The sequence below is a fragment of the Paraburkholderia sabiae genome (assembly GCF_030412785.1).
In the GTDB taxonomy this organism is placed as follows: domain Bacteria; phylum Pseudomonadota; class Gammaproteobacteria; order Burkholderiales; family Burkholderiaceae; genus Paraburkholderia; species Paraburkholderia sabiae.
The window spans coordinates 4761697-4784358 of record NZ_CP125295.1 but is presented as its reverse complement, the minus strand read 5'-3'; the positions used below and the strand labels follow the sequence as shown (position 1 = coordinate 4784358).

Below are 22662 nucleotides of genomic sequence, written 5' to 3'. Positions count from 1 at the left end.
TCGCAATGAACATGGATTCCGTCACCGCACATCATCCTTCTTCGTCGCACGATTCGCATGAAGCAGGCGCGTCCGCGAAGTCGGGCACGAGCGTGTCGCGCCTGATCATCGCAACGTCGATCGGCAACGCGCTCGAGTTCTACGACCTGATCGCCTACGGCTACTTCGCGACCACGTTGTCGAAGCTGTTCTTCCCCGCGCACAACGCAACCGTCTCGCTGCTGCTCACGCTCGGCACGTTCGCGCTGTCGTATCTCGCGCGGCCGATCGGCGCGCTCGTGCTCGGCTCGTACAGCGACAGAAAAGGCCGCAAGGCTTCGCTCACGCTGTCGATCGCAATGATGACGCTCGGCACGGGCATGGTCGCGCTGATGCCGACGTACGCGTCGATCGGCTTGCTCGCGCCGATCGGAATTTTCGCGTCGCGGCTGTTGCAGGGTTTCTCGGCGGGCGGCGAGTTCGGCAGTTCGACGGCATTCCTGATCGAACACGCGCCGCAGCGCAGCGGCTTCATGTCGAGCTGGCAGTTCTCCAGCCAGGGCGCGAGCACGCTGCTCGCGTCCGCGTTCGGCGCGGTGCTGACGGGCATGCTCACGCAGCCGCAACTCGAAGGCTGGGGCTGGCGCATCCCGTTTCTGTTCGGCATGCTGATCGGTCCCGTCGGGCTTTATATCCGCAGCCGTATCGATGAAACGCCCGAATTCGAGCGCACTGAAAAAGCCGAATCGCCCGTGCGCGAACTGCTCGCGACACAGAAGTCGCGCGTGCTGGTGTCGATCGGCTCGCTCGTGCTCACGACGACGGCCAACTACATGATTCTCTACATGCCGACCTACGCGGCGCGCCAACTCGGTCTTGCGCCGTCGTCGGGCTTCATCGCGACGCTGCTCGCGGGGCTGATCGTCATGGTGCTCACGCCGATCGTCGGGCACTGGTCGGACAAGGTGGGCCGCACGCGCATCATGCTCGGCGCGGGCGCGCTGTTCTTCGTGACGGTGTATCCCGCGTTCATGTTCATGAATGCGCATCCGTCGCTGCCGACGCTGCTCGCCGCCGTCACTTGGGTCGCGCTGCTCAAGGCCACCTACTTCGCGCCGATTCCCGCGCTGATGGCCGAACTCTTCCCGACCCGCACGCGCACGACGGGCATGGCCTTCGGCTACAACATCGGCACGACGATCTTCGGCGGCTTCACGCCGCTCGCGGTCGCGGCGCTGATCGCGGCAACGGGCAACAACCTCGCGCCGGGGCTGTATCTGATGATGGCCGCTATCGTCAGTCTGCTGACGCTGGTCTGGGCGCGCGCGAAATTGAACGCGCATTGAATGGTGCAATGAGTCGAATGAATCACGAGGAACCCGCACGTATGCAAGCCGATGTGCCGCAGGAAGTGAGAGGCGCGATCCAGTTTTCGATCGATCACGAATCGCCGTGGGACCGTAACGCCGATGGCAAGTTCGGCGTGCATGTGAACGATCCGCCGCCGTGGAATCGGCTGCTCGGGCCGATTCATGACCGCGGGCCGGTGTCGGGTGCCGTGGCCGTCGACGGAAGGCTGCTCGCGACATGGGGCGAGCCGGATCGCGCCGACCTGACGTTCAGCATCGCGAAGACGTACCTCGCGCTGCTGGCGGGCGTCGCGCACGATCGCGGCCTGCTGCCCGATCCCGACGAGCCCGTACGCGTGCGCGTGCCGGGCATCGGCTTCGACGATGCGCACAACGCGTCCATCACGTGGACGCAGCTGTTGCAGCAGACGAGCGAATGGCAAGGCAAGTGCTTCGGTCTGTCGGATCAGGCCGATCACTATCGCGCGGTGACGTTCGGTGATCCGCCCAGCGGCAAAAAGGGCGACCTGCGTCCGCTGCAGCAACCCGGCACGTATTGGGAATACAACGACGTGCGCATCAACCAGCTGTCGCTGGCGCTGCTGCATCTGTTCGGCAAGCCATTGCCCGAGGTGTTTCGCGAAGCCATCATGCGGCCCGTCGGCGCGAGCGAAAACTGGCAGTGGGTCGGCTATGACGATGCGTGGCTCGAAGTCGGCGGCAAGCGCGTGCAGTCGGTGCCAGGCGGCTCGCACTGGGGCGGCGGGATGTCGGTGAGCGCGAACGATCAGCTGAAGGTCGCGCAGATGCTGCTTGATAAAGGGCTTGTTGGTGGTGCCAACAGCGGCCGCCGCGTGATCTCAGCCGAATGGATCGCGCGGATGCAAACGCCCTGCGCGCTCGCGCCGTACTACGGCTATCTCGTGTGGCTCAACACAGCGCGGCGCGTGTTTCCCAGCGTGCCGGAATCGAGCTACTTCGGCGTCGGCGCGGGCAGTTCGTTCATGTGGATCGAGCCGGAGCGACGCATCGCGCTGATCGTGCGCTGGCTCGATTCCCAATACGCGGACGCATTCTTCGGCAAGATGCTGAGCGCTATCGATACGGCCTGCTCACGATAGCGCTCGCGCTTCACTAACCGCCGCGATCCAGCGATTCCAGAATGCCGTGCGCGGCGGCAACCCGATCCGCAATCGGAAAATTCCGGTTGCCGAGAATCACGATGCCGATGCGCCGCGACGGCACGAATGCGACGTACGAACCAAAGCCGTTGGTCGAGCCCGTCTTGTTGATCCAGACGTCGTCCTTCGGCGCTTCGGGGGGCACGATTGCCTTGACGGGCGTCGCGTCGAGCGCCATCGCCGAGCCGTTGCCTTCCAGCAGCGCGCTCAACTTGACGGGATACGGGTATTGCTCCCAGATCAGATCCTGCGTCATCGGACCGGCCTGGAAATAGCCTGTATGCGTCTGCGTGATCGCGCGTTGCAACTGGCTGTCGACCGTGACGAGCTTCATGTTGGCTTCGATGAAGCGCAGCATGTCGGCCGCCGTCGATTTCACGCCATACGCCTGTGCCGCGAGCACGCCGCCCGCCATGCGGATCGGCTTGCCGTCCTTCGTATAGCCCTGTGCGTAATCAGCCGCCCTGCCAACGGGGACGTCGATGAAGCTGTTTCTCAGCCCAAGCGCCGGAAAGAGCCGCTGCTCGATCAGCGCCGTGAAGTCCTGCCCCATGCTCTTCGCCGCGATCAGGCCAAGCGTGCCGATGCCCGGATTCGTGTACGTGCGGACCGTGCCGGGCGCATACGTCGGACGCCATGCCTTGAAGTAGCGCATCAGTTGCGCGTCGTTGTGGATTTCGTCGGGCACCTGAAGCGGCAGCACGCCCGGCGTGTGCGTGCCGAGATTCAGCAGGCCAAGTTGCCCGAACGGTGTGCCGTGCAGCTCCGGCAGATATTTGCCGACTTCATCGCTCAACGATAACTGCCCATCGACCTGCGCCCACTCCGTCAACGTCGCCGTGAACGTCTTGCTCACGGAGCCAAGTTCGAACAGTGTGTCGTCGGTGACGGGTTCATGAGATTGCGTCGATGCAACGCCATAGTTGAACACCTGCGCCCGCCCGTCGACGATCACACCGACTGCTACACCGGGAATGCCGTTTTTGGCCATCATCGGCTGGATCGCTGCGTCGACGGCCTGTTTGACGCGAGCGCCCGCGTGCATCCCGCGCCGTTGCGCGGACGCAGCCGCACCGGCGCCGAACGCCTGAGCCGCAACACCAGCTAACCCACCACCGATCATCGTGAATGTGAACTTCCGCCTCGTGACCATTGCTTCTCCTTGAAGTGCCGCCACTATCGCGTTTTCGCAGTCGACTGACAAACGATGATAAATTGCCCGATGCCCCAGAAAATCTTATGACTCGAACATGCGACCGTATCTGCCTCTGAACGCGCTGCGCGCGTTCGAATCGTCGGCCCGGCATCTGAGCTTCACGCGCGCCGCGCTCGAACTGAACGTCACGCAGGCGGCCGTGAGCCAGCAGGTGCGGACGCTCGAAGAACGCCTCGGCGCGACGCTCTTCAAGCGTCTGCCGCGTGGACTCGCGATCACGGATGAAGGACTCGCGTTGCGTCCCGTGCTCAGCGACGCGTTCGATCGCATCGAAGCCGTGCTGCGGCAATTTGAAGGCGGGCATTTTCATGAGGTGCTGACGGTCGGCGCCGTCGGCACGTTCGCAGTGGGCTGGCTGATGCCGCGTTTGAAAGCCTTTCACGACGCGCATCCGTTCGTCGAGTTGCGTCTGATGACGAACAACAATCTCGTCGATCTCGCCGCCGAAGGTCTCGACTTCGCGATCCGTTTCGGCGACGGCACGTGGCCCGGTTCACGCGCATCGAAGCTGTTCGACGCGCCGCTGTCGGTGCTGTGCACGCCGGAGATCGCGCAACGGCTGCATACGCCCGCCGATCTCGCCAGCGAAAAGCTGCTGCGCTCGTATCGCGCCGACGACTGGGCGAGCTGGTTCGCGGCAGCGGGTCTCGCGCCGCGTCCCGTGCGCGGGCCCGTGTTCGATTCGTCGCGGCTGATGGTGGAAGCGGCGATGCAAGGCGCGGGCGTCGCGCTCGCACCGGCGTCGATGTTCGAACGCGATCTGTCGATGGGACGCCTTGCGCGTCCGTTCGATATCGACGTGCACGCGGGCAGTTACTGGCTCACGTGGCAGAAGGCGAAACCGGCGTCGCCCGCGATGCGCGCGTTCAGCTTGTGGATTGCAAAGGAAGTGGCCGAAGGCGGGGATGCATCGGGCGAAGCGCCGTAAAAGCGCCCTCGCCCTGGAAACGAATCACATCTCGGTGAGATGTGCAGCCGCCGATGTCTTTTCGCGCTGTTCGCCGATCTTGATGTGCGGCACCATCATCACCGACAGCACCGCCCCAACGCAGATCACGAAGATCGACAGGAAGGTCAGATGCAGCGAATGATGGAGCGCCGCGCGCACCATGTCGTTGGCCGACAGCGCGGCCTGGGCGGTCTGAGCCGCACCCGGCGTCGCATCGAGCAGCGAACGCAACTGGTCGGACGTGATCGACATACCCTTGAAGTGACTCAGGCCGAAGTTCAGCACCGCGCCGAAAATCGCCGCGCCGAGCGTGCTGCCCAGGTTGCGTGAAAACAGGTTCGACGCCGTGGCCGAACCGCGTTGCAACGGCTGCACGATTTCCTGAATCAGGATCAGCGAACTGACGCTGACGATCCCCATGCCGAGTCCCATCACGAGCGACCCGACACCCGCCGTGACGGGCGAGCCGTTCGGCTGCAGCAGCGCGAACGCGATAGCGCCGAGCGGCAGGAAGAAACTGCCCGCGACCATCAGGCGCCGCAGCCCGAGCCGATGAAACGACTTCGCGGTGAAGGTCGCGCCCGACGGCCAGCCGAGCATCACCATCGTCAGCGCAAGCCCCGCAACCACAGGCGATTGATGCAGCACGCCCTGCACATACATCGGCAGGAACGTGGTGAGACCCATCAGCGCCATGCCGGACATCACGGTCGCCGCATTGCACGCGGCGATGGGCCGCTGGCTCCACAGCGCGAACGAGATCATCGGCTCCGCCACGCGCCGCTCGTGCCACACGAACAGCACGCCTACGACGACACACAGCGCCACTTCGAACAGCGCGCGGCCGTTGTTTTCCGAGCCGGCGTCGGTGAGCGCCATCATCAGCGCACCGATCGCGATGGTGAACAGCACTGCGCCCATGATGTCGATCGACGGACGCTGGTGACGCTTCTCTTCATGCAGGAACGAGATGAAGAAAAACGCGGCCAGAAAACCGATGGGTACGTTGATCCAGAAGATCCACGACCACGACAGATCGCGGATCAGCAGACCGCCCGCCATCGGACCGATCACGGCCGAGATCGCCCAGACGCTCGCCAGATAGCCCTGAATCTTGCCGCGCTCGCGCGCCGGATACAGGTCGGCGACGATGGTCAGCGTGACGGGCTGGATCGCGCCCGCGCCCATGCCCTGGATCAGCCGGAACACGATCATCGCGGGCATCGACCACGCGAAACCCGCGCCGATCGAGCCGATCAGGAAAATGGCGATGCCGACCAGCACGGTCGGCTTGCGGCCGAACAGATCGGCGAGTTTGCCGAACACGACGGTCATCGCCGTCTGCGCGAGCAGGAACGACGAGAACACCCAGCTGTAAAGGCGCAGGCCGCCGAGTTGCGTGACGATTTGCGGCATGGCCGTCGAGACGATGGTGGCCTCGATAGCCACCATCGCCATCGACGCCATCACGGCCGCGATGACGAGATGACGCTTCGTCTGGGGATGGTTCGACATGGGGAAACGGTCTTATGTGTGCTGCGCCGGGGGTGTCGACCGTTCGCGGAAACAGCGCGGTTTTCGCGAGACAGTCGATGCGCAAAGAAATGTATGCTACCGCTTAATTGGCGCGCGCGCACTTGGATGTACACGCTTTGATCCGGCTGTGATGGATTTTGAGCGGCGCGGATCACTCACACGCAGCCGCCAGCCGACGCGCCAGCGCCTGCGCGCCCGGCATGTCGAGCCGCAGCGACGCGTACGCGCTGCGCTTCACGTCGTCGGGCAAGGTCGAGTCCCACTTTTCGTTGTCGATGTTGCCGATCGCGCGCAACGCATCCGTGGTCTGCGACGGCGTCAGCGCGGCGATCCGTTGCAGCGCGTCCTTCATCGAATCGGCGCCGTGGATGCGCACGCTCACCGTTGGTCCCTGGTTCCATGCATCGAGGCCTTCGGCGCGCAGCAGCACGACGAGGGCATCGTTGATCCAGTCGCCGGACCATGTCGCGAGCACGGTGTTGCCGCCATGCGTGAACACGGAGCGCGTGGCCAGTTCGTTCGACGCGAAATAGCGGCGCGCCTCTTCGAGCAGTTCGCGCCCCGTCGAATCGAGGAACACGACGGGCGCGCCGTCCTTCAGCACGTTGAACATCTCGCGCCGCACCTCGTCGTGCACGAGCGAGCCGCCGCCGTCGAACACGGGCGGCACGCCGCCCTGGTCGGGCTTCACGTAGACGGTCTTGCGCGGCGCGTCGACTTCCTGCACACGCCAGCGCTGACCGCCGAACACGAGTCCCTGCCCCGGCGCCAGCGGCCGCGACACAGGCACCGAGCCGAGCACCTTCGCGCCCGCGACGATGCGGAATTCGTCGTCGGTCGAAAACGATGCGTAGAACTCGTAGTGATTGACCAGCCGCTCGCCCGCCACGCCGTGCAGCAGCAAGCCGCTTGCTTCCTGCACGATCAGATCTTTCGAACCCAGGCTGCGCAAAATGGCCGCGAAGGTCGGCTTGTCGATCGCGCCGAACGGGCCTTGCACGACGAGCGTGTCCCACAGTTCGTTTGCTCGCGCACCGCCGCGCTCGGCGATGATCGACAGAATCTGTTGCACGAGCGTCGACGGATGCATGCCGCCAGCGCGCGGCGGCTCGAACCAGCCGCGCAGCAGCAGATTCACCATCGCCACCGATTGCACGAGGCTCTCGCGCAGCCGGTCCGACAGATCGGAGCCACTGTGCAATTCCGCTTCGACGCAATAGCTGCGCAGAATCGCCGCTTCGCCCTTGCGCCGTCCCGAGCGCCCGAGCCGCTGCCGCAAGCTCGCCACCGACGGCGGCGCGCCCACCTGCACCACACTCTTCACTGCGCCGATGTCGATGCCGAGTTCGAGCGTCGTCGTGCAGACGGCGCTCGCGGGCCGGTCGCCCTTCTTCAGCGCCTGTTCCGTCTGCTCGCGCAATTCCTTCGACAGACTGCCGTGATGCGGCCAGAACTCGTTCGGATAACCGTCGCGCTCGCATGCGCGGCGCAATAGATCGGCGTAGAGCTCGACCTGCCGGCGGCTGTTCGGAAAGATCAGATTGTTCGAGCCGCGCAGCACCTTGTACATGTGATTCGCGACTTCGACCGTGCTGGCGGGCACGACGTCTTCGAGACCGGGATTCTCGATGCCCGGTTCGAACTGGATGCGCGGCGGCTTCTCGACATAGCCTTTGATCAGGATCTTCAGTTCCTGTCCGGTATTGCCCGACTCGACGATCTGCACGTCCTGCGCGCCTTTCGGACGCAAAAATTCGGCGGCGAGCCGCATGTCGCCGAGCGTCGCCGACAGGCCGACGCGCGGTACGCGCCGCCCGCACACATGATCGACGCGCTGCATCAGCGACTGCAACTGCATGCCGCGCTCCGAGCCGATGAACGCATGCAACTCATCGACGACCACATAACGCAGCGCGCCGAACGTCGTGGCCAGCGAGGCTCCTCGCGTGACGAACATCGCTTCGAGCGATTCGGGCGTGATCAGCAGCACGCCCGTCGGCTTTTTCACGAAGCGCTGCTTGCGTCCCGACGAGACATCGCCATGCCAGCCAGTGACGGGAATCTCCTGCGCCTCGCAGAGATTGTCGAGACGCGACCATTGGTCGTTGATCAGCGCCTTCAGCGGACTGACGTACAGCACGGAACCACTGCACGGTTCGTCGCGCAGCAGGTTCGACAGAATGGGAAGAAAGGCCGCTTCCGTTTTGCCCGCGGCCGTCGCCGCCGCGATGATCACGTCGCGGTCGGCATCGATCAGCGCGGGCACCGCCCGCTCCTGCGCATCGCGCAACTCGGTCCAGCCTTCGCGCCAGATCCAGCGGCGAATGCGCTCGTCGAGCAGGTCGAAGCTGCGCGAATCAGTTGAGCCGGAAGCTGGCAAGCTCATCGTCGCTGTCGGACGCGGCGTCGTTGACGATGTCGGCCGCGCCGCCCGTGTCGCGCTCGATATCCATGCTGCCGATCAGTTCGCGCCAGTCCGTCGACGGGTTCTGCTCCAGCACCGCCAGAAAATTGATGAACGCGGTGATCGTCGTGCGCGGCGTGCGGAAATACGCTTCGCCGAGGCGTGTCGCGCAGTGCGCCATGAACGCGGGAATCGCTTCCTCGGGCACGAGCGCCTTGCTCGCGTCGCCGAATGCATAGACGAGGCGCAGCTTGTCGAGCAGCACGTAGAAGTCTTCGGGCGTGAGCGCGGCGAGACGGATCACGGGACCGCTGTAGTCGACGAGACCGTTGGTCGCGAACGCGTTTTCCGCGAGGCGCGACTGCAGCGCCGCGTAGCTGTAGAGGCCACGTCGCGTGTCGAGCAGAAACTCGGGCGTGCCGCCGAGCACGAAACCGAGCCCTTCCGCCGTGCCTTGCAGCGAGTCGTTCAGGATGCGCAGGATCTGCTCGTAGTTCGCGTTGCGCGCCTGCAGATTGGCGAGCTTGTACAGGTTCACCATTTCGTCGAGGCACACCATCAGGCCGCTGTAGCCTGCGAGCCGCACGAATCGGCCGAGCACTTTCAGCTGGTCGTACATGTTCGCGTCGTCGACGATGGTGCGCACGCCGAGCGCCTGGCGCGCATCGGTGCGCGTCGAGAACTCGCCGCGCAGCCAGCGCACGGCGTCGCTCTTGAGCTTCTCGTTGCCTTCCTCGAAACCCTTGCAATAAGCGGCAATCACATCGGCGAAATCGTAGCCGTTGACCATCTCCGTCAGTTGCGAGAGCTGCGCGCGGATCACTTCGTCGCTGCTGCGGCCTGTCGCTTTCGCTTCCGTCTTCGCCTGGCCGATGAACTTCTCGACCACGCCCGCGAGCGCGCCGCCTTCGGGCTTGGTACGCGTCGCCATGTTCTTGACGAGTTCCGCGTACAGCGAACGCGCCTGGCCGCCCGACGCATGCAGGCGCCGGTCGGGATTCAAATCCGCGTGGATGGTGACGAGCTTTTTCTCGAGCGCGATTGCGCGCACGAGATTCAGGAAGAACGTCTTGCCCGCGCCATATTCGCCGACGACGATGCGAAACGCCGAGCCGCCGTCCGCGACGCGCTCGATGTCCTTCAGCAGCGCTTCGAGTTCGCGCGCGCGCCCGACCTGGATCAGATGTTGCCCGATGCGCGGCACGACGCCGGCACGCAGGGATTGCAGGACCGCGTCGCGGTCCCTGGGGCGAATCGTTGTCATGCAGCCAACCTTTGTGCGACTTCCTGATTGATTTCGACGGGATCGTCTCCGTCCGTGAGCGGCTCGTCCCAACGGTCGAGCGACGCCTCGTTCACCTGTTCGATCGCGCCGTCGAGCATCAGTTCGAGATGCGACGCGGCGTCGGCGAGTTCGGCGCGCGTCCACGACGCACGCGTGACGAGCAGACGCAGGAACGACAAGTGCGCGTCGTCGAGGCCCAGCAGCGGCTCGTTTGCTTCGTCGCTTGCTTCCGCGTTTGCGTCAGACGTTTGCTGCGCTTCGTCGTGCGTGGCCGTTGCTGCTGGAACCTCAAGCACGTGCTGTTCCTTGACGGCTTCCGGCGTGCGAACGTGCTCGGCGGCGTGCGGGGTTGCGTGCGCCGTGTGCGCTTCTTCTACGAACACGTCGGCCAGCATCGACGACACGCGCGCCGTCTCTTCCTTGAGTGCGGCGATGCGCGTCGCGTCCAGCACAAATTCGTGCTTCGGTGCAGCGGGCTTCGGCGCGTCGGCGTGTTTCTTCGACGGCTTCGTGCCCGCATGCGCCGGTGTGACAGCCGCGCCGCTCGCATGCTGATGCAGATCGGTGTAAAGACGCTGCGGATCGATGCCGAGCATCCGGTACACCTTTTCGAGCAACCGCACTTCGTCGCGCGACACGACGCCGTCGGCATTTGCCGTATGCACGAGGAACGACGCGATCGTCGCCTTCACATCGTGCGACAGCGGTTCGAGCTTCTTCTTCAAGCCCGCGCTCGCCGTCGGCTGCGCGAGTTGCACGAGGTTGCGCGCTTTCAGACGCCTGCGCTGTTCGTCCGACAAATGCGGCCACTGGTCGATCTGCCATTCGATCACGGCCGTCTCGCGCTGCGTCGCATCGCCGTCCGCGCGCGCGACGGTCGCGGCCAGGTCGACGATGATCGTCGCGACTTCATACGCGTCGTCGATCGCGAGCGGGCTTGCGCCCGGTTCGATCGTGAACAGCGCGACGGCGTCGGTCGGCTTCGGCGTGCGCGCGCCGAGGCGCACGTCCGGCTCGACGGCGATGCCCGCTTCCGCGAGCGCTGTCGTGAACACGACGGCCTTGTCGCGCGTCATCTTGCCGCCCGACCGGAAGCGCGCCAGCAGCGCGCCGAACGTGCTGACGGCGGTCTCCCCGGCGATTTCGTCGGCGAGCGCATCGATCGCGTCGTGGGTCGCCTGCGGCCACATCGTGGGCGGCAGCGTCAGCGTCGCCTCGAGCGTGCCCTGCGCCTCGGGATAGCGGCCGAGATAGCGGCTGTACGCATCGAGCGCCACGGCGCTTTCGTGCATCAGCAGTTGCAGCTTGTTGCGCGTGCCGTTGACGGCGGCGATATCGGGCAAACCAACCAGAAACCCCGGCACGGGCACGCTCTTCAACGCGCGGAACGACGGCTGCGGCGACGCATCGAGCTTCGTGCGGTTCGCGGGCAGCAGCATGCCGACGCCGAAACGGTCGCGATATTGCCGCGTGAAGACCCGGTCGAATTCCTCAGGACAACGCGCGACGGCCGTGCGCCGCACCATCATCGGATCGAGCTTGACCCACGCGAGCGCCCAGTCAGCGGGCAGCGGATGCTGGTCGAGCGCCGCCTGGCCAAACGCGACGCGCACGTTCAGCGGCACCTGATAACCCGTCGCGAGTCCGTCGGGCGCGGGTTGCAGATACATCCGCGTGTGCCGCGACGCCATCAGCGACAGCGCATCGATCAGCGCGCGCACGTGCTTTTGCCAGCCGTAGTTGGCGTCGAGATTGATCAGGCGCCGCAGTTCCTTCGCGATCGCGTTGAATTCGTCGCCGCTCACCTTGCCCGCCGCGCCGTCGACGAGAACCCGCCGCTCCAGCCCGTACAGATAGAAAAACAGGTAGCCGGTGTTGATGTCCGACTTTTTGCGGTCGGACGCCAGCCATTCGAGGTACGCGCGGCGCTGCTCGGGCGTAAAGCCGCCATAGCTCAGCGCGACACTGCCCAGTCCCGCCGACGGATCCGCGCCGTCGCGAGCCACGTCGAAGCGCACATCGATCACGCAGGCTTCGATCGAATCGGCGTGCGAGCGCTGCACGTCGCCCGTGTAGAAAAAGCCTCCCGACACGTCGACGCCGTGGATATCGACGGTTTCGCCCGGCGCGATCCAGCGCGCAGACGTACGCATAGCCGGCCGCGCGCCGGAGGACGCGGGGCCGATGCGGTAGGCGTCGGCCGTAGCGCCCGCCATGTTCATCGATACCAACGGCTCGTCGTCGTATGAGCCGGAAGAACTTGTCATGAAATTGCGCGGCTCTTCGCGAGCCCTGTGAGATCCGGATGAAAACGGCGACACCTGCGATTCGGTCTTCACGCAACGTGTCGTCCGATGCAAGCTTGAAGGGAAACCAGCGACGATCCGCCCGTACCACGAGCACGGTCGGCACCAGAACAATCAGATGGCCGCCGGGAGCCGAAAAGCAAGCCCCATCGGCGTGCCCATGACGACAGCCACACCCTCCCGTGACTGTTACGTCCGCGGCGCGTTGTTCTCCCCTCCACATCGCCGGGAATCCGTTGCCCGGCGCGGTCGCGACCTTTGATTATATGTTCTTTTTCAGGATCGATCCGGTGGCGCGAAAACCCGTGTTCGCGCGCCACGGAATGGCTATCCGAAGGCGCGCTGAAAGGGGCTGAACTTACAAAAGGCTTTGTACGCAAGCGCACGATCGCTCCCCAACTAATTCGCATATTTTGCAAGCTCATTTTGCGAACTAGGGGTACACTCAGCGGCATGTCTTAAGCGCGCGGCATTGCGCCTCGCGCGCCTAATCCGAATCCCATCTTCGGCGCTTCAAGCGTCAGATTTTTCGCACCGTCTCTCAGGTTCTGGACGGCCCTCGGAATGCCAGAACCTATTCACGCCAGCGGAAGCTGGCGTCTTTTTGTGGGCTGCCAGAAAGGACACGTTTTGGCCCGCGACGCCTGCACCTTGCACGCCCTGCACACTTTGCACGCCTTGCGTGGCTGACCCGGCCGCCGGCGTCGGCGCGGCGACGAGCGTCAGACGACGGCGCCGCACCGACGCGTACGTCGCAAGCGCAAGGCCGCACCAGATCAGGCCGTAGCCCGTCAGGTCGATCGCCGTCAGCCGTTCGTGGAAGACCGTGAGCGCGAGAACGAAGGTCACGGTCGGCGTCACGTACTGCATCACGGCCGATTCCGTCAGCGACACCAGTGGCATCGCGTACGCGTACAGCGCGAGCGGCACCACCGTCAACGGCCCCGCCAGCATCATCAGCACCGACGCGTCGATGCCGTACGACGTGAAAGCGAGCGCATGGTGCGAGGTCAGATAGCCGAAGTAGCCGAGCGCGAACGGCATCATCACCACCGTCTCGCGCCACGTACTGAGGATCGCATTGCGCGTCGGCCACACCTTGCGCGTAAGGCCCAGCAGCGAGAACGTCACCGTCAGCATGAGGGCGAACACGGGCACGCCACCGTGCGCGACGCACTGGACGGCCGTGCCCGCGACTCCGAGCGCGAGCGCCAACGCTTTCAGACCATTCAGACGCTCATTCAGAAACACGATGCCGAGCGCCGCGGACAACAGCGGGTTCAGGAAATATCCGAGACTCGCCTGCAGTGCATTACCCGTCACCGACGCGAGGATATACACGACCCAGTTCGCCGACAGCAGCACGGCCGGCAGCAGCGCGAGCGCGAACGAGCGCCAGTCGCCCATTTGCTGCCGCAACGCAGGTTTGAGCGCGATCACGACAGAGAGCAGCGCGAACGACCAGAACACGCGATGCGCGAGCATTTCCGGCGCGCTCACTTCCTTCAGATGCCAGTAGTACAAGGGCATCAAGCCCCACCAGCACAGCGCCACGAGCAGCGCAGCGTAGCCGGCGCCCTCCTTCTGCTTCTGATTGTTTGCATTCATGGCTGTAGCGCCTCGTCGAGTCGATCGATCAGAACTTCCACTTCATCCACGCCCAAAATCAGTGGCGGCGACAGGCGCAGCGAATCCGGCGCAGCGGAATTCGGCATCGCCAGCACGCCGCCGTCGATCAGATCCAGCCACACGTCCGATATGCGCTTGTCCAGTTCGCCGGCGAACCACGCGTCGAGTTCGAGACTGAGCGCGAGACCCTTGCCTCGCACGATCACGCGTCCGTCGAAACGCTGCGCGATGCGCGCTTCGATCAGCGCGCCCATCGCCGCCGCGTTCTCCACCAGCCGCCCGCTTTCGACGAGATCGAGCACGATCAGCCCGCAGTGCATCGCGAGCCGGTTGCCGCCGAACGTCGAACCGTGCACTTTCGCCTTGCCGGGTGCGCCGAACACGGCGTCGAAGTCGGCGTCGTTGAGCAGCACGGCCGACAGTGGCACGAGTCCGCCCGTCAATCCCTTCGATACGACGACCATGTCGGGCGCCGCCGACGCATCGCTCATGCCGATCGCGTCGATGCCGAACCAGGTGCCCGTGCGGCCCAGCCCGCAATAGACTTCGTCGGCGATCAGCTTCGTGCCTGTTGCGTGGCACAAGGCCACGAGCCGCGCCGACGTTTCCGCGTTCCAGTGCTGCGCCGACGACGAACCCGCGACGGGCTCGAACACGACGGCGGCGACCTTGCGGCTCGCGAGCACGTCTTCGAGCGCGGCGAAGTTCTGCGCGTCGACGTGATGGACGTTGCCCGGCTTCCACGGCAGCGCCTCCGTCCAGAACGGATTGCCCGTCATGAACGACGAGAACATCGACAGGCCATGAAACCCGTCGCGAAACGTGACGACGTCCGTTCGTCCCGTGCTCGTCATCGCGAACTTCACGGCGCTTTCGACACCCTCGGCGCCCGTGGTCGCGAAGAACACTTTCTGAAAACGCTGGCCGGACAGCGCCAGCAACCTGTCGGCGAGCAGATGCTGCGACTCCGCGCATTCGAACGGAAACACATTCACTGACGTGCGCTGCAACGCATCGGCGAAACGCGCGAGCAGCGCCGCATGCGCATGCCCCAGATTCGCGGTGCCAAAGCCCGCGAGACAATCGAGCAGCGCGCGGCCATCGGCTGTTTCGATGTAGCAGCCGTCGCCGCGCGCGCCCGTCATGTCGAGGCCCGCGTCGTCGAGAAACTGCGCCCAGTACGGATTGACGGAATCGAAGCGCGCTCCGTCCTCAGAACCGATCTCAGACTTCAAGCGGCCTCCTGCCTTCGTGGAGTCCATGAAACTCGAGTTGCGTCTGATCGCCATAGAAGAACGCGACCGATTCGAGTTGCCGCATGTTCACTTCGAGCATGAAGAGCGCCGCTTCGAGGCTGTAGCGCTGCTGCGCCGCCGTCACGTGAGGAATGTCGGCGAGGAACAGGCGCGACAGGCTCGGATGATTCAGTTCGTCGTTCGTCTCGCCATGCTTCGCCACGATGTCGCCCGCATGCAATGCGTTCTCGACGAGCGCGGCGATATGCTCGTGCACGGGACTGTGCTGGTCGCGCAAGCCTTCCGTGACCATGATCGACGTGAAGAACGCCGTCGGCAGACGATGCGCGAGCACCGTGTAGGCGTCGATATAAAGCGCGGTGAGCGGCAGCGGCACCGACGCGCGCACGTCGTTTTCGTTCATGCCGAGCGCGACGCATGTGGCGAGTTCGAACGCTTCGTGACCGTACTCTTCCTGGAAGTACTGGAAGAGCCGCGCGCGCAGATTGCGCTTGAGGCGGCGCGACAACAGCGGTCCAAGGATTTCGACGAAGCGGTCGGTGACGTGATACTGCTCGATGTACAGGCCTTTTACGAGCGGCGTGATCTCGTTGCTCGCGAGCGCCGCCGATGCATAGACGTTGCTGCCGAGATCGTCGAGTGCTTTAAGCAGAAGACGCTCTGCGCGTGCGGCGAGTGTGAGGCCGCTGCATGGCTCTCTAACGCTTTCGGTCTCCACTGACGTCACTCGCTTACCGACACGCAGCGGCGCAATTTCGATGAAATGCGCGAACGACAAGAGATACGTTTGCAGATCGACGGGATCGAGCGAGGCGAGGCTGTGAAGACTTTCGCACGATGCGTTTTGTACTGCTTCTGTCGATGGAGACCAGCTCACGCGCCCGAACACTTCGTCCAGCACGCGCTGCCATGCAAGCAACAGTTCCGGAGCATTTCGACGCGCATACGCAAGCTGAAAATGCAGAGCCTGCAGCGCGAAATTGTCAGCGAACTTCCCGCCATGCTGATCCGAAAACGGAAACGCAACCGCGGCCGCATCACGATCGAGCGCTTCGTCCGCGAGCATTTGCTGAACAACGGCAAGCACGTCCTTGTACATCGCCAGCCGCTTCTCGACGACAGCGCCCAAGCGCTGCCCCACTTCCGCGCACAACGCGACCGCGCGTTCCGTTTCGGACGCCACTCCGTCGATGCCCGAATCCGTCTCTTCGATCAGCGAGAGCGCATCCAGTTGCACGGTCAATGCGCGTATCCACGCGGGACACTCGCCATCGTTCAGCTTCACCCAGATATCGGACGAAGGCCGCATCAGTTGCGCGACGACGTCGGCGACTTCGTCGCGCGCGACGCCTTCGAACGACAGATCGATCGCGTCATCGCCGACGCCGATCGTCAACGCTTCGCTTCCAAAAGAAGACACCTCGCACGGCACCAGCGCCGGCCGTCTGTATCGATCGATATCCCAGCGTTCCATGACCGTTCTCAGGCAAAGATGCGCGGTTTGACGACGGGCTGTCTGCCGTAGAAATCGAGAATCTGGTTTTCCTGCAGCACCATCGTTTCGATGGAGAGCATCACGTGCTTCTTGACCGTCATCTGCTCTTCCGGCGAAACGGCTTCGATTTCCGACAGCAGGCTAAGCGAAATGTCTTCGTGATCGAACTCGTCGTTGATCGTCGCGTGACGGGCGATCGGACGCCAGAAGCCTTCCGGAATGCCCATCTCGCGGCAATAGTTCGCCAGTTCGATATGAAAGCTCACGCTCGGCTGCTCGAACAGGAACAACAACGACTTGAAGCTCAACGGATGCTGGCGCGCATACACGCCCAGCGACGCGCACAGCGCGAACGTAGCGGGCAGCGGCACCAGATCGTCGAGATTGTCAGTGCGGATCGAGACGGCGTGCAGCGACTGCCGCAGCATGTCGTCGTGATTCAGTTCCGAGGCGAGAAAGCCTTGCAGCATCTTCTGCACCTTGACGGGCCCGGCATGCGTGAGCGCGGGCGCAATCAGCCCCGGCGCTTCACGCACGATATAAAAGTACTCGAGCGCATAGCCGATCAGCGCGCTCTTCGGCAGCGTGCGGTCGCACAGCCCTTGATACAGGCGCGATTTCGATTTCGCGGCGATCGTCTCCGTCGCGAACTTCCTGAGCCGGTGATAGAACTCCTCGCCGGACAGACAACCCTGCGGCTCGGGAAACGCGCTTTCCGTCAACAGACCGAGCCGGTCGAACTCTTCGATCAAGCCGTCGATTTCCGGCGCAAGCTCGATATGGCGGCGTTTCAGTTCGGGAATCGACGTATCGCCGCGCCGGAGCGATTCAACGAACGCCTTGAGCGCGCCCTGCTTGTCGGCAATGACGGAGCACGATTGCTCGCGATAGTCGACGGTCAGGCCATTGTCTTCTTCCGTCAGTTGCACGCCGGGACGAAAACGCGGCGCGGCGAAAAGATCGGCGGCTGTCGTGACTTGCATCATGCTTCTCCGCTGACGTCGAGCTGGCGCAACAGCGTCGGCGACGTCGAATAGTGTTCCCAGATACCCGTGTAGAACTGGTCGTACAGTTCGATGAACAGATGCGTCTGCGCGCGCAGACGGCGCACGTCCGAATCGGCGATTGCGGGAATGCGCGAAAAGATCTTGCGCGTGAGACTGCCGTGACCGCCATTCAGGTTGATGTCCGAATGCGCTTTCACAGGCTTGAGCAGCAAGGGATCGACGCCGATCCGGTACGCGGCATCGAGGAAAGAATCCTGCTTGATGTCCTTGCCTTCGAGAATGCCGAGCGTCGAAAAGAAGAACAGCGGATCGCTATGCGCCCAGTACGCGAGCGCATTGCACAGCGCCATGGTCTGCGCCAGCGGCACCGTGCGCGCGAGATCTTCGCGCGTCACGCCGAGCGTGTTCAGCGACTTCAACAGCAGTTCGTCGTGACCGTACTCTTTCGCGTAGAACTCGTTCATCGCGAGCCGCACGCCCGTATTCGCGACATACGACAGCACGGGCGCATCGAAATAACTTTCGCGGAACAGGAAATGGTAGTTCTCCACGATCATTCCGTGGATCACGTTGAGGGGAATGTCGTCGCGTGCACTTGCGGACGCGCACTTTTCCCAGAACACGTTCGTATAGAGCGTGCGATACAGAAGTTCGTTGGCGAGATCTTCGAGTTCGAGCAGCACGTCGAGGCCGCTGCGTGCCAGCGCGGGCCTCACCGCGCGCACCAGTTGCAGTTCCTTCAGACGGTCGAACAGTTTCTGTTCGTACGGCGAGTAGCGGGCCAGGACTTCTTCCGCCTTCACTCCCGAGCGCAGCGCGCTGATGAGGGACGCCGCGTCTTCACCGTCGACGGACGCCGGAAATTCGTATTGATGCTCGTCGTCTTCGATGACGAGCGAAGGCGACGTGCTGAGACACTTTCCCGCCAGCACAAACGCTTGTGGTTCAAAAATGTCGTCCATCACGACAGCCTCCGTTCGTGGCCGGCACGCAACGGTGCCGGCTGGTCGATTACAGGTGAACCGGAATGAGCACGGGCCGGGCTTTGCGCGGCTTGACCACGACCGTGATCTTCTTGTCGTCCTGCCGGTCCGACTGCGACTGGGCTTGCGATTGCTGTTGCGGCTGCATTTGCTGAACCTGCGTTTGGGTCGTCATTTCAATCTCCTTGGGTTAGCGTTCACTCTGCACTGCTTAACAAGCTGCCCACCAAAGTGGCCAGTTCTTTCACACCCGGAGCCAGAAACCCAGAGCCGTGCGGCGGGCAGCATCGCCTCGCCAATGGCGGCGGCCGATGAGCGCAACAGGCTTAACCATGTAGCCCCGTTCTCTGTCGTGGATCTATCACCCGTCACGGCTTCTCTGTCCGTTCCGGTGCAGTCAGACGCATGTGTTGTTTGTTTATCAGCCCGCTACCGCCCGCTGCGGCGCGCGCTGTTTGCCGAATGCGTGCCCGAGTGTCGCACTGACGCCCCAACCAGACGCTTTCGACGCGAAAACGGGCGCTCCCGCAAGGGGAGCGCTTCTGAAGGTCGATCTGGTCTGGGCGGTCCGGTCGGATTCTCGTCTATGGCCGCCGTTCGTTATGTCTCTCAGGTTCCGCCTGCTTCTGCTCTCTCAGGTTCTGCTGGGCCGTATCTTTTTTTGCACGGCCTCGAAAATTCTGTCGGTACAGTTGCGATTTTGCGCAATCGGTTAAAGTGTTCGCTCGTTTTTACCAGTGTTCGGCGAATTGCCCGAATGTTAAACAAGCCACTGATTTAACACGATTTTCGCTCGAAAATTCATGCAAACAAACTAACTCGTTGGGGCTATTGTTCCGGTAAACTGCGATAACTGGAATGAACACTTTCGATCAATTTGCGCGAAGTGTTCGGCGAAGTTGCGCGAACACTTTGAACGGGAGGCGAATGAAGATCACCCTCGACGTCGCAACGGCTACCCCGCTGACGGAACAGATCGTCGGTCAGGTCGAAGCGCTGATCCTCTCGCGCGAATTGCGCGTGGGCATGCGCCTGCCGTCCATCCGCAAATTCGCGGCCGAACACAACATCAGCCGCTTCCCCGTCATCGAGGCCTACGACCGCCTCGCCACGCGCGGCCTGCTTCAGCCGAAGCACGGCTCCGGGTATTACGTCGCCGAACAGTTCGAAAAAGCGCCGCGCGTGACACGCGGGCTCGACGCGATCCGCGCGACGTCCGAGTCCGATCAGATCCTGCGGCAGTTCGAGCGCCCCGACGAGGTGCTGAATCTGTCGATCGGCTTTATCCCGGAAGCGTGGCGCGACGTCGAAGGCATCGCGCAGGCGATCCGCCAGGCGTCGCGCACCGACGCGCGCAGCCTGATCGACTACGCAATCCCGCAGGGCGACCCGGTCTTGCGCGTGCAGATCGAACAGCGCCTCGCCTTCGTCGGCGTGGCCGCGGAGCCGCAGAACATCATGGTGACAAACAGCGCGAGCGAGGCGCTCGACCTCGTCGTGCGAATGCTGCTCAAACCGGGCGACACGGTGTTCGTCGAAGATCCCGGCTATTTCAACCTGTTCGGGCTGCTCAAGCTGCAAGGCATCGAACTGGTCGGCGTGCCGCGCCTGTCGACGGGGCCGGATGTCGACGCCGTCGAAGCGTTGCTGAAACAGCACCGGCCGAAGCTCTTTTTCGTCAACACGGTCTTTCACAACCCGACGGGTACGAACGTCGCGCCGCACGTCGGCTTCCGGCTTCTACAGCTGGCGCAGGAACACGACTTCATGATCGTCGAGGACGACGTGTACGCGGATTTCCAGGCGATTCCGACGCAGCGCCTCGCGTCGCTCGACCGGCTGACGCGTGTGGTGTATATCGGCGGATTTTCGAAGAGTCTGTCGTCGTCGCTGCGGCTCGGTTATATCGCTGCCGAGGCAGGATTGATCAAGCACTTCGTCGAAGTGAAGGCGCTCACGAGTCTGGGCGGGACGCGCTTCAGCGAGCGCGTCGTCGCGGCGCTGCTCGAACGCGGCACGTATCGCAAGCATCTGGAGCGGCTGCGGCGGCGCGTGAACGGCGCCATTTCGACAGCGGTGGAACTGCTCGCCGATATCGGCTGGCAGGTGTTCGACGAGCCTTGCGGCGGCACGCTCGTGTGGGCGCGCGTGCCCGGCGTGCCGAATTCGGATGTGTTCGTCGCCGAGGCGGCGCGCGCCGGCATCACGGTGCAGCCGGGCAGCTACTATCGGCCGCACGGCGAGCCTACGCCGTGGGTTCGGTTCAATACCGCGTATCTCGACAACGAGCGCGCGATGGGATTTCTGCGGCGCGCGGCGGCGATGGGCGAATAAACGCTGCCGCGCCCTTCATCCGTCCTCCATCCGTCCTCCATCCGTCCTCTAGCCGCCCTGCTCCCGCTGCAGCCTCCCGCGCGCTTCGCCGAGGCTTTCGAAGCGGTCGTCGTCCTCGTTGAACACGGAAATGCGGCCGTGCCCAATGTCGTACACCCAGCCGTGCACATCGAGCCGTTTTTGCGCGAGCCGTCCCGCGACGGAGGGATGCGTGCGCAGATGCATCAGTTGCAGCCGGATATTTTCTTCGACGAGCGCCTGCACCTGATGCTCGCTATCGACATTGCGCGCCTGCACGACGCTGCGCGCCGTTTCGGCATTGCGCAGCCATGCGTTGACGGTCGGCATCTCTTCCGCTGTCATCGGCGCGGTGCCGGCGAGGCCGCGCATCGCACCGCAGTCGCTGTGTCCGCAGATCACGATCTGCCGCACGTTGAGCGCGAGCACCGCATATTCGACGACAGCCGACACGCCGCCCAGCATCTCGCCGTAAGCCGGGACGATATTACCGATATTGCGGCACACGAACAGTTCGCCCGGATGCGTTTGCGTAATCATTTCCGGCGACACGCGCGAATCGGCACACGTGATGAACAGCGTATGCGGCGCCTGGCCGGAGGCGAGGCTTTCGAACAAGGCCTGAGTGGCGGGAAACACCTCGTCGCTGAACTGCTCGACGCCGTCCAGCAGATGTAGCAGATCCGACTTCGCGGGATCGCGAGGCCGCCTGGTGTTGAGCATATCGTCCGACATGGAGCTGTCCTCTTCGCAGCGATTTGGGATGATCGACGAGGGAAAGTGTACGACGGGAATGCGTCAGCGGTCAGTCACGCTCACGCCGCGATCCGCTGAACGACGCTGAGCGCGATCGGGAAAACCATAAAAGAAGCCCCGGCCGGACGTGATCGGAGCGGCGCGGGGCTTGATAAAAAGCTCGCCTGTTCTCAAGAGGCAGGATCACGTTACCCGCGTCAAAAAAACGGAGCAATCGAAAAAAACCCCGGGCGCCGGGTGCGGCGACCGGGGGAAGCTCTCTCGCGCGCGAAGGGAACCACCGCGCACGTGAGTTACTTTAGCCGTTCGCGCGTCGGCGATTAAGCAGCCGCGCGGAAACACTCCTTTCCAGCGCGCACAAGTGGGAACACGCGGGAACAAGCGGGAGCAAGCGGGAACAAGCGGGAACAAGCGGGAGCAAGTTACTTGGCGCGCGGCCTCGTCGGATGGGCGCGCGCCGTGCAGTCCGCGCACACGCCCTGCAACGCCAGCGTCTTGCCGACAAAGCGCTTACCGAACTTCTTCGCGATCGCGACACGCCGCCTGTTGATCGTCGGGTCGGAGAACTCTTCGACACGGCCGCACACGACACACACGAGATGATCGTGCACTTCGCCCGTATTTAGTTCGTAGAGGCTGTGATGCTTGCCGAGCGGGACGTTCGCGACGAAGCCTGCGTCGACCAGCTGACCGAGCACGCGATACGTCGTCGACAGATTCATCCGGTCGCCGCCCGCCGCGATCCGCCGATGAATTTCCTCCGCGCTGAAATGCCCGTGCTCCGTGCGCTGCAGATAGTCGAGCACGGCGATCTGCGCGGCCGTGCCGAGCAGACCGGCGCGTTTGAGCGCGTCGAGCGCAGGAACAGGTGAATGTGAACGAGGCGGCATGCGCAGCCGTTGGAGACGAATCGAAGGAACCGGCTTCCAGCCTATGACATCGGCTCGCACATTTCCGGAACCTAGTTGATTGCGATTCG

At 63.6% G+C, this 22662-nt stretch carries 17 protein-coding genes; 4 read left to right on the top strand and 13 right to left on the bottom strand.

Going from position 1 to position 22662, the window contains the following annotated elements; all coding sequences use genetic code 11:
- Positions 1 to 5 precede the first annotated feature (5 nt).
- Together QEN71_RS21575 and QEN71_RS21570 are read left to right on the top strand one after the other, a co-directional pair.
- Positions 6 to 1325, top strand: coding sequence for an MFS transporter (locus QEN71_RS21575; protein WP_201660439.1), 1320 nt, complete (start codon positions 6 to 8; stop codon positions 1323 to 1325).
- A gap of 41 nt (positions 1326 to 1366) precedes the next feature.
- Positions 1367 to 2449 (top strand): serine hydrolase domain-containing protein, encoded by a 1083-nt coding sequence (locus QEN71_RS21570; protein WP_201660573.1) that lies wholly within the window; start codon positions 1367 to 1369, stop codon positions 2447 to 2449.
- 13 nt (positions 2450 to 2462) lie between these two features.
- On the opposite strand, the gene ampC is transcribed toward QEN71_RS21570, so the two are convergent.
- Positions 2463 to 3554 carry a class C beta-lactamase gene (gene ampC / locus QEN71_RS21565; RefSeq protein WP_377791969.1) on the bottom strand — a complete coding sequence of 364 codons (1092 nt, stop codon included), beginning with the start codon at positions 3552 to 3554 and terminating at the stop codon, positions 2463 to 2465.
- A gap of 205 nt (positions 3555 to 3759) precedes the next feature.
- Between ampC and QEN71_RS21560 the strand changes: the two genes are divergently transcribed.
- A complete protein-coding gene (locus QEN71_RS21560; RefSeq protein ID WP_201660442.1) occupies positions 3760 to 4653 on the top strand; it encodes a LysR family transcriptional regulator in 894 nt (297 codons plus the stop codon).
- Positions 4654 to 4677: 24 nt separating this feature from the next.
- Here the strand turns inward: QEN71_RS21560 and QEN71_RS21555 are convergent, their stop codons facing one another.
- From QEN71_RS21555 to QEN71_RS21510, 10 genes are all read right to left on the bottom strand, one after another.
- Positions 4678 to 6189 (bottom strand): MDR family MFS transporter, encoded by a 1512-nt coding sequence (locus QEN71_RS21555; protein WP_201660446.1) that lies wholly within the window; start codon positions 6187 to 6189, stop codon positions 4678 to 4680.
- A gap of 172 nt (positions 6190 to 6361) precedes the next feature.
- The gene (locus tag QEN71_RS21550) at positions 6362 to 8596 is read right to left on the bottom strand and encodes a DEAD/DEAH box helicase (RefSeq protein WP_201660449.1); all 2235 of its coding nucleotides are present in this window, start codon (positions 8594 to 8596) and stop codon (positions 6362 to 6364) included.
- Positions 8568 to 9878 carry an ATP-binding protein gene (locus tag QEN71_RS21545; RefSeq protein ID WP_201660452.1) on the bottom strand — a complete coding sequence of 437 codons (1311 nt, stop codon included), beginning with the start codon at positions 9876 to 9878 and terminating at the stop codon, positions 8568 to 8570. Before QEN71_RS21545 ends, QEN71_RS21550 begins: the two co-directional genes overlap by 29 nt.
- Positions 9875 to 12166, bottom strand: coding sequence for a tellurite resistance TerB family protein (locus QEN71_RS21540; protein WP_201660455.1), 2292 nt, complete (start codon positions 12164 to 12166; stop codon positions 9875 to 9877). The genes QEN71_RS21545 and QEN71_RS21540 overlap by 4 nt, the downstream gene beginning before the upstream one ends.
- A gap of 552 nt (positions 12167 to 12718) precedes the next feature.
- Entirely contained in the window at positions 12719 to 13813 is a 1095-nt protein-coding gene (gene rarD / locus QEN71_RS21535) for an EamA family transporter RarD (RefSeq protein WP_201660458.1), read from the bottom strand.
- On the bottom strand, positions 13810 to 15069 hold the full coding sequence (locus tag QEN71_RS21530) for an aspartate aminotransferase family protein (protein ID WP_233472126.1): 1260 nt from the start codon (positions 15067 to 15069) through the stop codon (positions 13810 to 13812). The genes rarD and QEN71_RS21530 overlap by 4 nt, the downstream gene beginning before the upstream one ends.
- Positions 15059 to 16564, bottom strand: coding sequence for a heme oxygenase-like domain-containing protein (locus QEN71_RS21525; RefSeq protein ID WP_201660464.1), 1506 nt, complete (start codon positions 16562 to 16564; stop codon positions 15059 to 15061). The genes QEN71_RS21530 and QEN71_RS21525 overlap by 11 nt, the downstream gene beginning before the upstream one ends.
- 8 nt (positions 16565 to 16572) lie before the next feature.
- Complete coding sequence (locus QEN71_RS21520) at positions 16573 to 17571, bottom strand: iron-containing redox enzyme family protein (protein ID WP_233472127.1); 999 nt, start codon at positions 17569 to 17571, stop codon at positions 16573 to 16575.
- Complete coding sequence (locus QEN71_RS21515; RefSeq protein WP_201660467.1) at positions 17568 to 18554, bottom strand: iron-containing redox enzyme family protein; 987 nt, start codon at positions 18552 to 18554, stop codon at positions 17568 to 17570. Before QEN71_RS21515 ends, QEN71_RS21520 begins: the two co-directional genes overlap by 4 nt.
- 49 nt (positions 18555 to 18603) lie before the next feature.
- The gene (locus tag QEN71_RS21510; RefSeq protein ID WP_201660470.1) at positions 18604 to 18750 is read right to left on the bottom strand and encodes a hypothetical protein; all 147 of its coding nucleotides are present in this window, start codon (positions 18748 to 18750) and stop codon (positions 18604 to 18606) included.
- 752 nt (positions 18751 to 19502) lie between these two features.
- Here QEN71_RS21510 and QEN71_RS21505 point away from each other — a divergent pair.
- A complete protein-coding gene (locus tag QEN71_RS21505) occupies positions 19503 to 20909 on the top strand; it encodes an aminotransferase-like domain-containing protein (protein ID WP_201660473.1) in 1407 nt (468 codons plus the stop codon).
- Between the two features lie 48 nt (positions 20910 to 20957).
- On the opposite strand, the gene QEN71_RS21500 is transcribed toward QEN71_RS21505, so the two are convergent.
- Both QEN71_RS21500 and QEN71_RS21495 read right to left on the bottom strand, forming a co-directional pair.
- Positions 20958 to 21662, bottom strand: coding sequence for a carbonic anhydrase (locus tag QEN71_RS21500; RefSeq protein WP_201660476.1), 705 nt, complete (start codon positions 21660 to 21662; stop codon positions 20958 to 20960).
- Between the two features lie 443 nt (positions 21663 to 22105).
- Complete coding sequence (locus QEN71_RS21495) at positions 22106 to 22573, bottom strand: Fur family transcriptional regulator (protein WP_201660479.1); 468 nt, start codon at positions 22571 to 22573, stop codon at positions 22106 to 22108.
- Positions 22574 to 22662: the final 89 nt, after the last annotated feature.

Coding starts and splice junctions, on each gene's coding strand:
- QEN71_RS21570 (WP_201660573.1), top strand. CDS start 1,367: ATGCAAGCCGATGTGCCGCAGGAAGTGAGAGGCGCGATCCAGTTTTCG.
- ampC (WP_377791969.1), bottom strand. CDS start 3,554: ATGCACGCGGGCGCTCGCGTCAAACAGGCCGTCGACGCAGCGATCCAG.
- QEN71_RS21515 (WP_201660467.1), bottom strand. CDS start 18,554: ATGGACGACATTTTTGAACCACAAGCGTTTGTGCTGGCGGGAAAGTGT.
- rarD (WP_201660458.1), bottom strand. CDS start 13,813: ATGAATGCAAACAATCAGAAGCAGAAGGAGGGCGCCGGCTACGCTGCG.
- QEN71_RS21495 (WP_201660479.1), bottom strand. CDS start 22,573: ATGCCGCCTCGTTCACATTCACCTGTTCCTGCGCTCGACGCGCTCAAA.
- QEN71_RS21560 (WP_201660442.1), top strand. CDS start 3,760: ATGCGACCGTATCTGCCTCTGAACGCGCTGCGCGCGTTCGAATCGTCG.
- QEN71_RS21555 (WP_201660446.1), bottom strand. CDS start 6,189: ATGTCGAACCATCCCCAGACGAAGCGTCATCTCGTCATCGCGGCCGTG.
- QEN71_RS21540 (WP_201660455.1), bottom strand. CDS start 12,166: ATGACAAGTTCTTCCGGCTCATACGACGACGAGCCGTTGGTATCGATG.
- QEN71_RS21505 (WP_201660473.1), top strand. CDS start 19,503: ATGAAGATCACCCTCGACGTCGCAACGGCTACCCCGCTGACGGAACAG.
- QEN71_RS21500 (WP_201660476.1), bottom strand. CDS start 21,662: ATGTCGGACGATATGCTCAACACCAGGCGGCCTCGCGATCCCGCGAAG.
- QEN71_RS21520 (WP_233472127.1), bottom strand. CDS start 17,571: ATGATGCAAGTCACGACAGCCGCCGATCTTTTCGCCGCGCCGCGTTTT.
- QEN71_RS21510 (WP_201660470.1), bottom strand. CDS start 18,750: ATGACGACCCAAACGCAGGTTCAGCAAATGCAGCCGCAACAGCAATCG.
- QEN71_RS21545 (WP_201660452.1), bottom strand. CDS start 9,878: ATGACAACGATTCGCCCCAGGGACCGCGACGCGGTCCTGCAATCCCTG.
- QEN71_RS21550 (WP_201660449.1), bottom strand. CDS start 8,596: ATGAGCTTGCCAGCTTCCGGCTCAACTGATTCGCGCAGCTTCGACCTG.
- QEN71_RS21575 (WP_201660439.1), top strand. CDS start 6: ATGAACATGGATTCCGTCACCGCACATCATCCTTCTTCGTCGCACGAT.
- QEN71_RS21525 (WP_201660464.1), bottom strand. CDS start 16,564: ATGGAACGCTGGGATATCGATCGATACAGACGGCCGGCGCTGGTGCCG.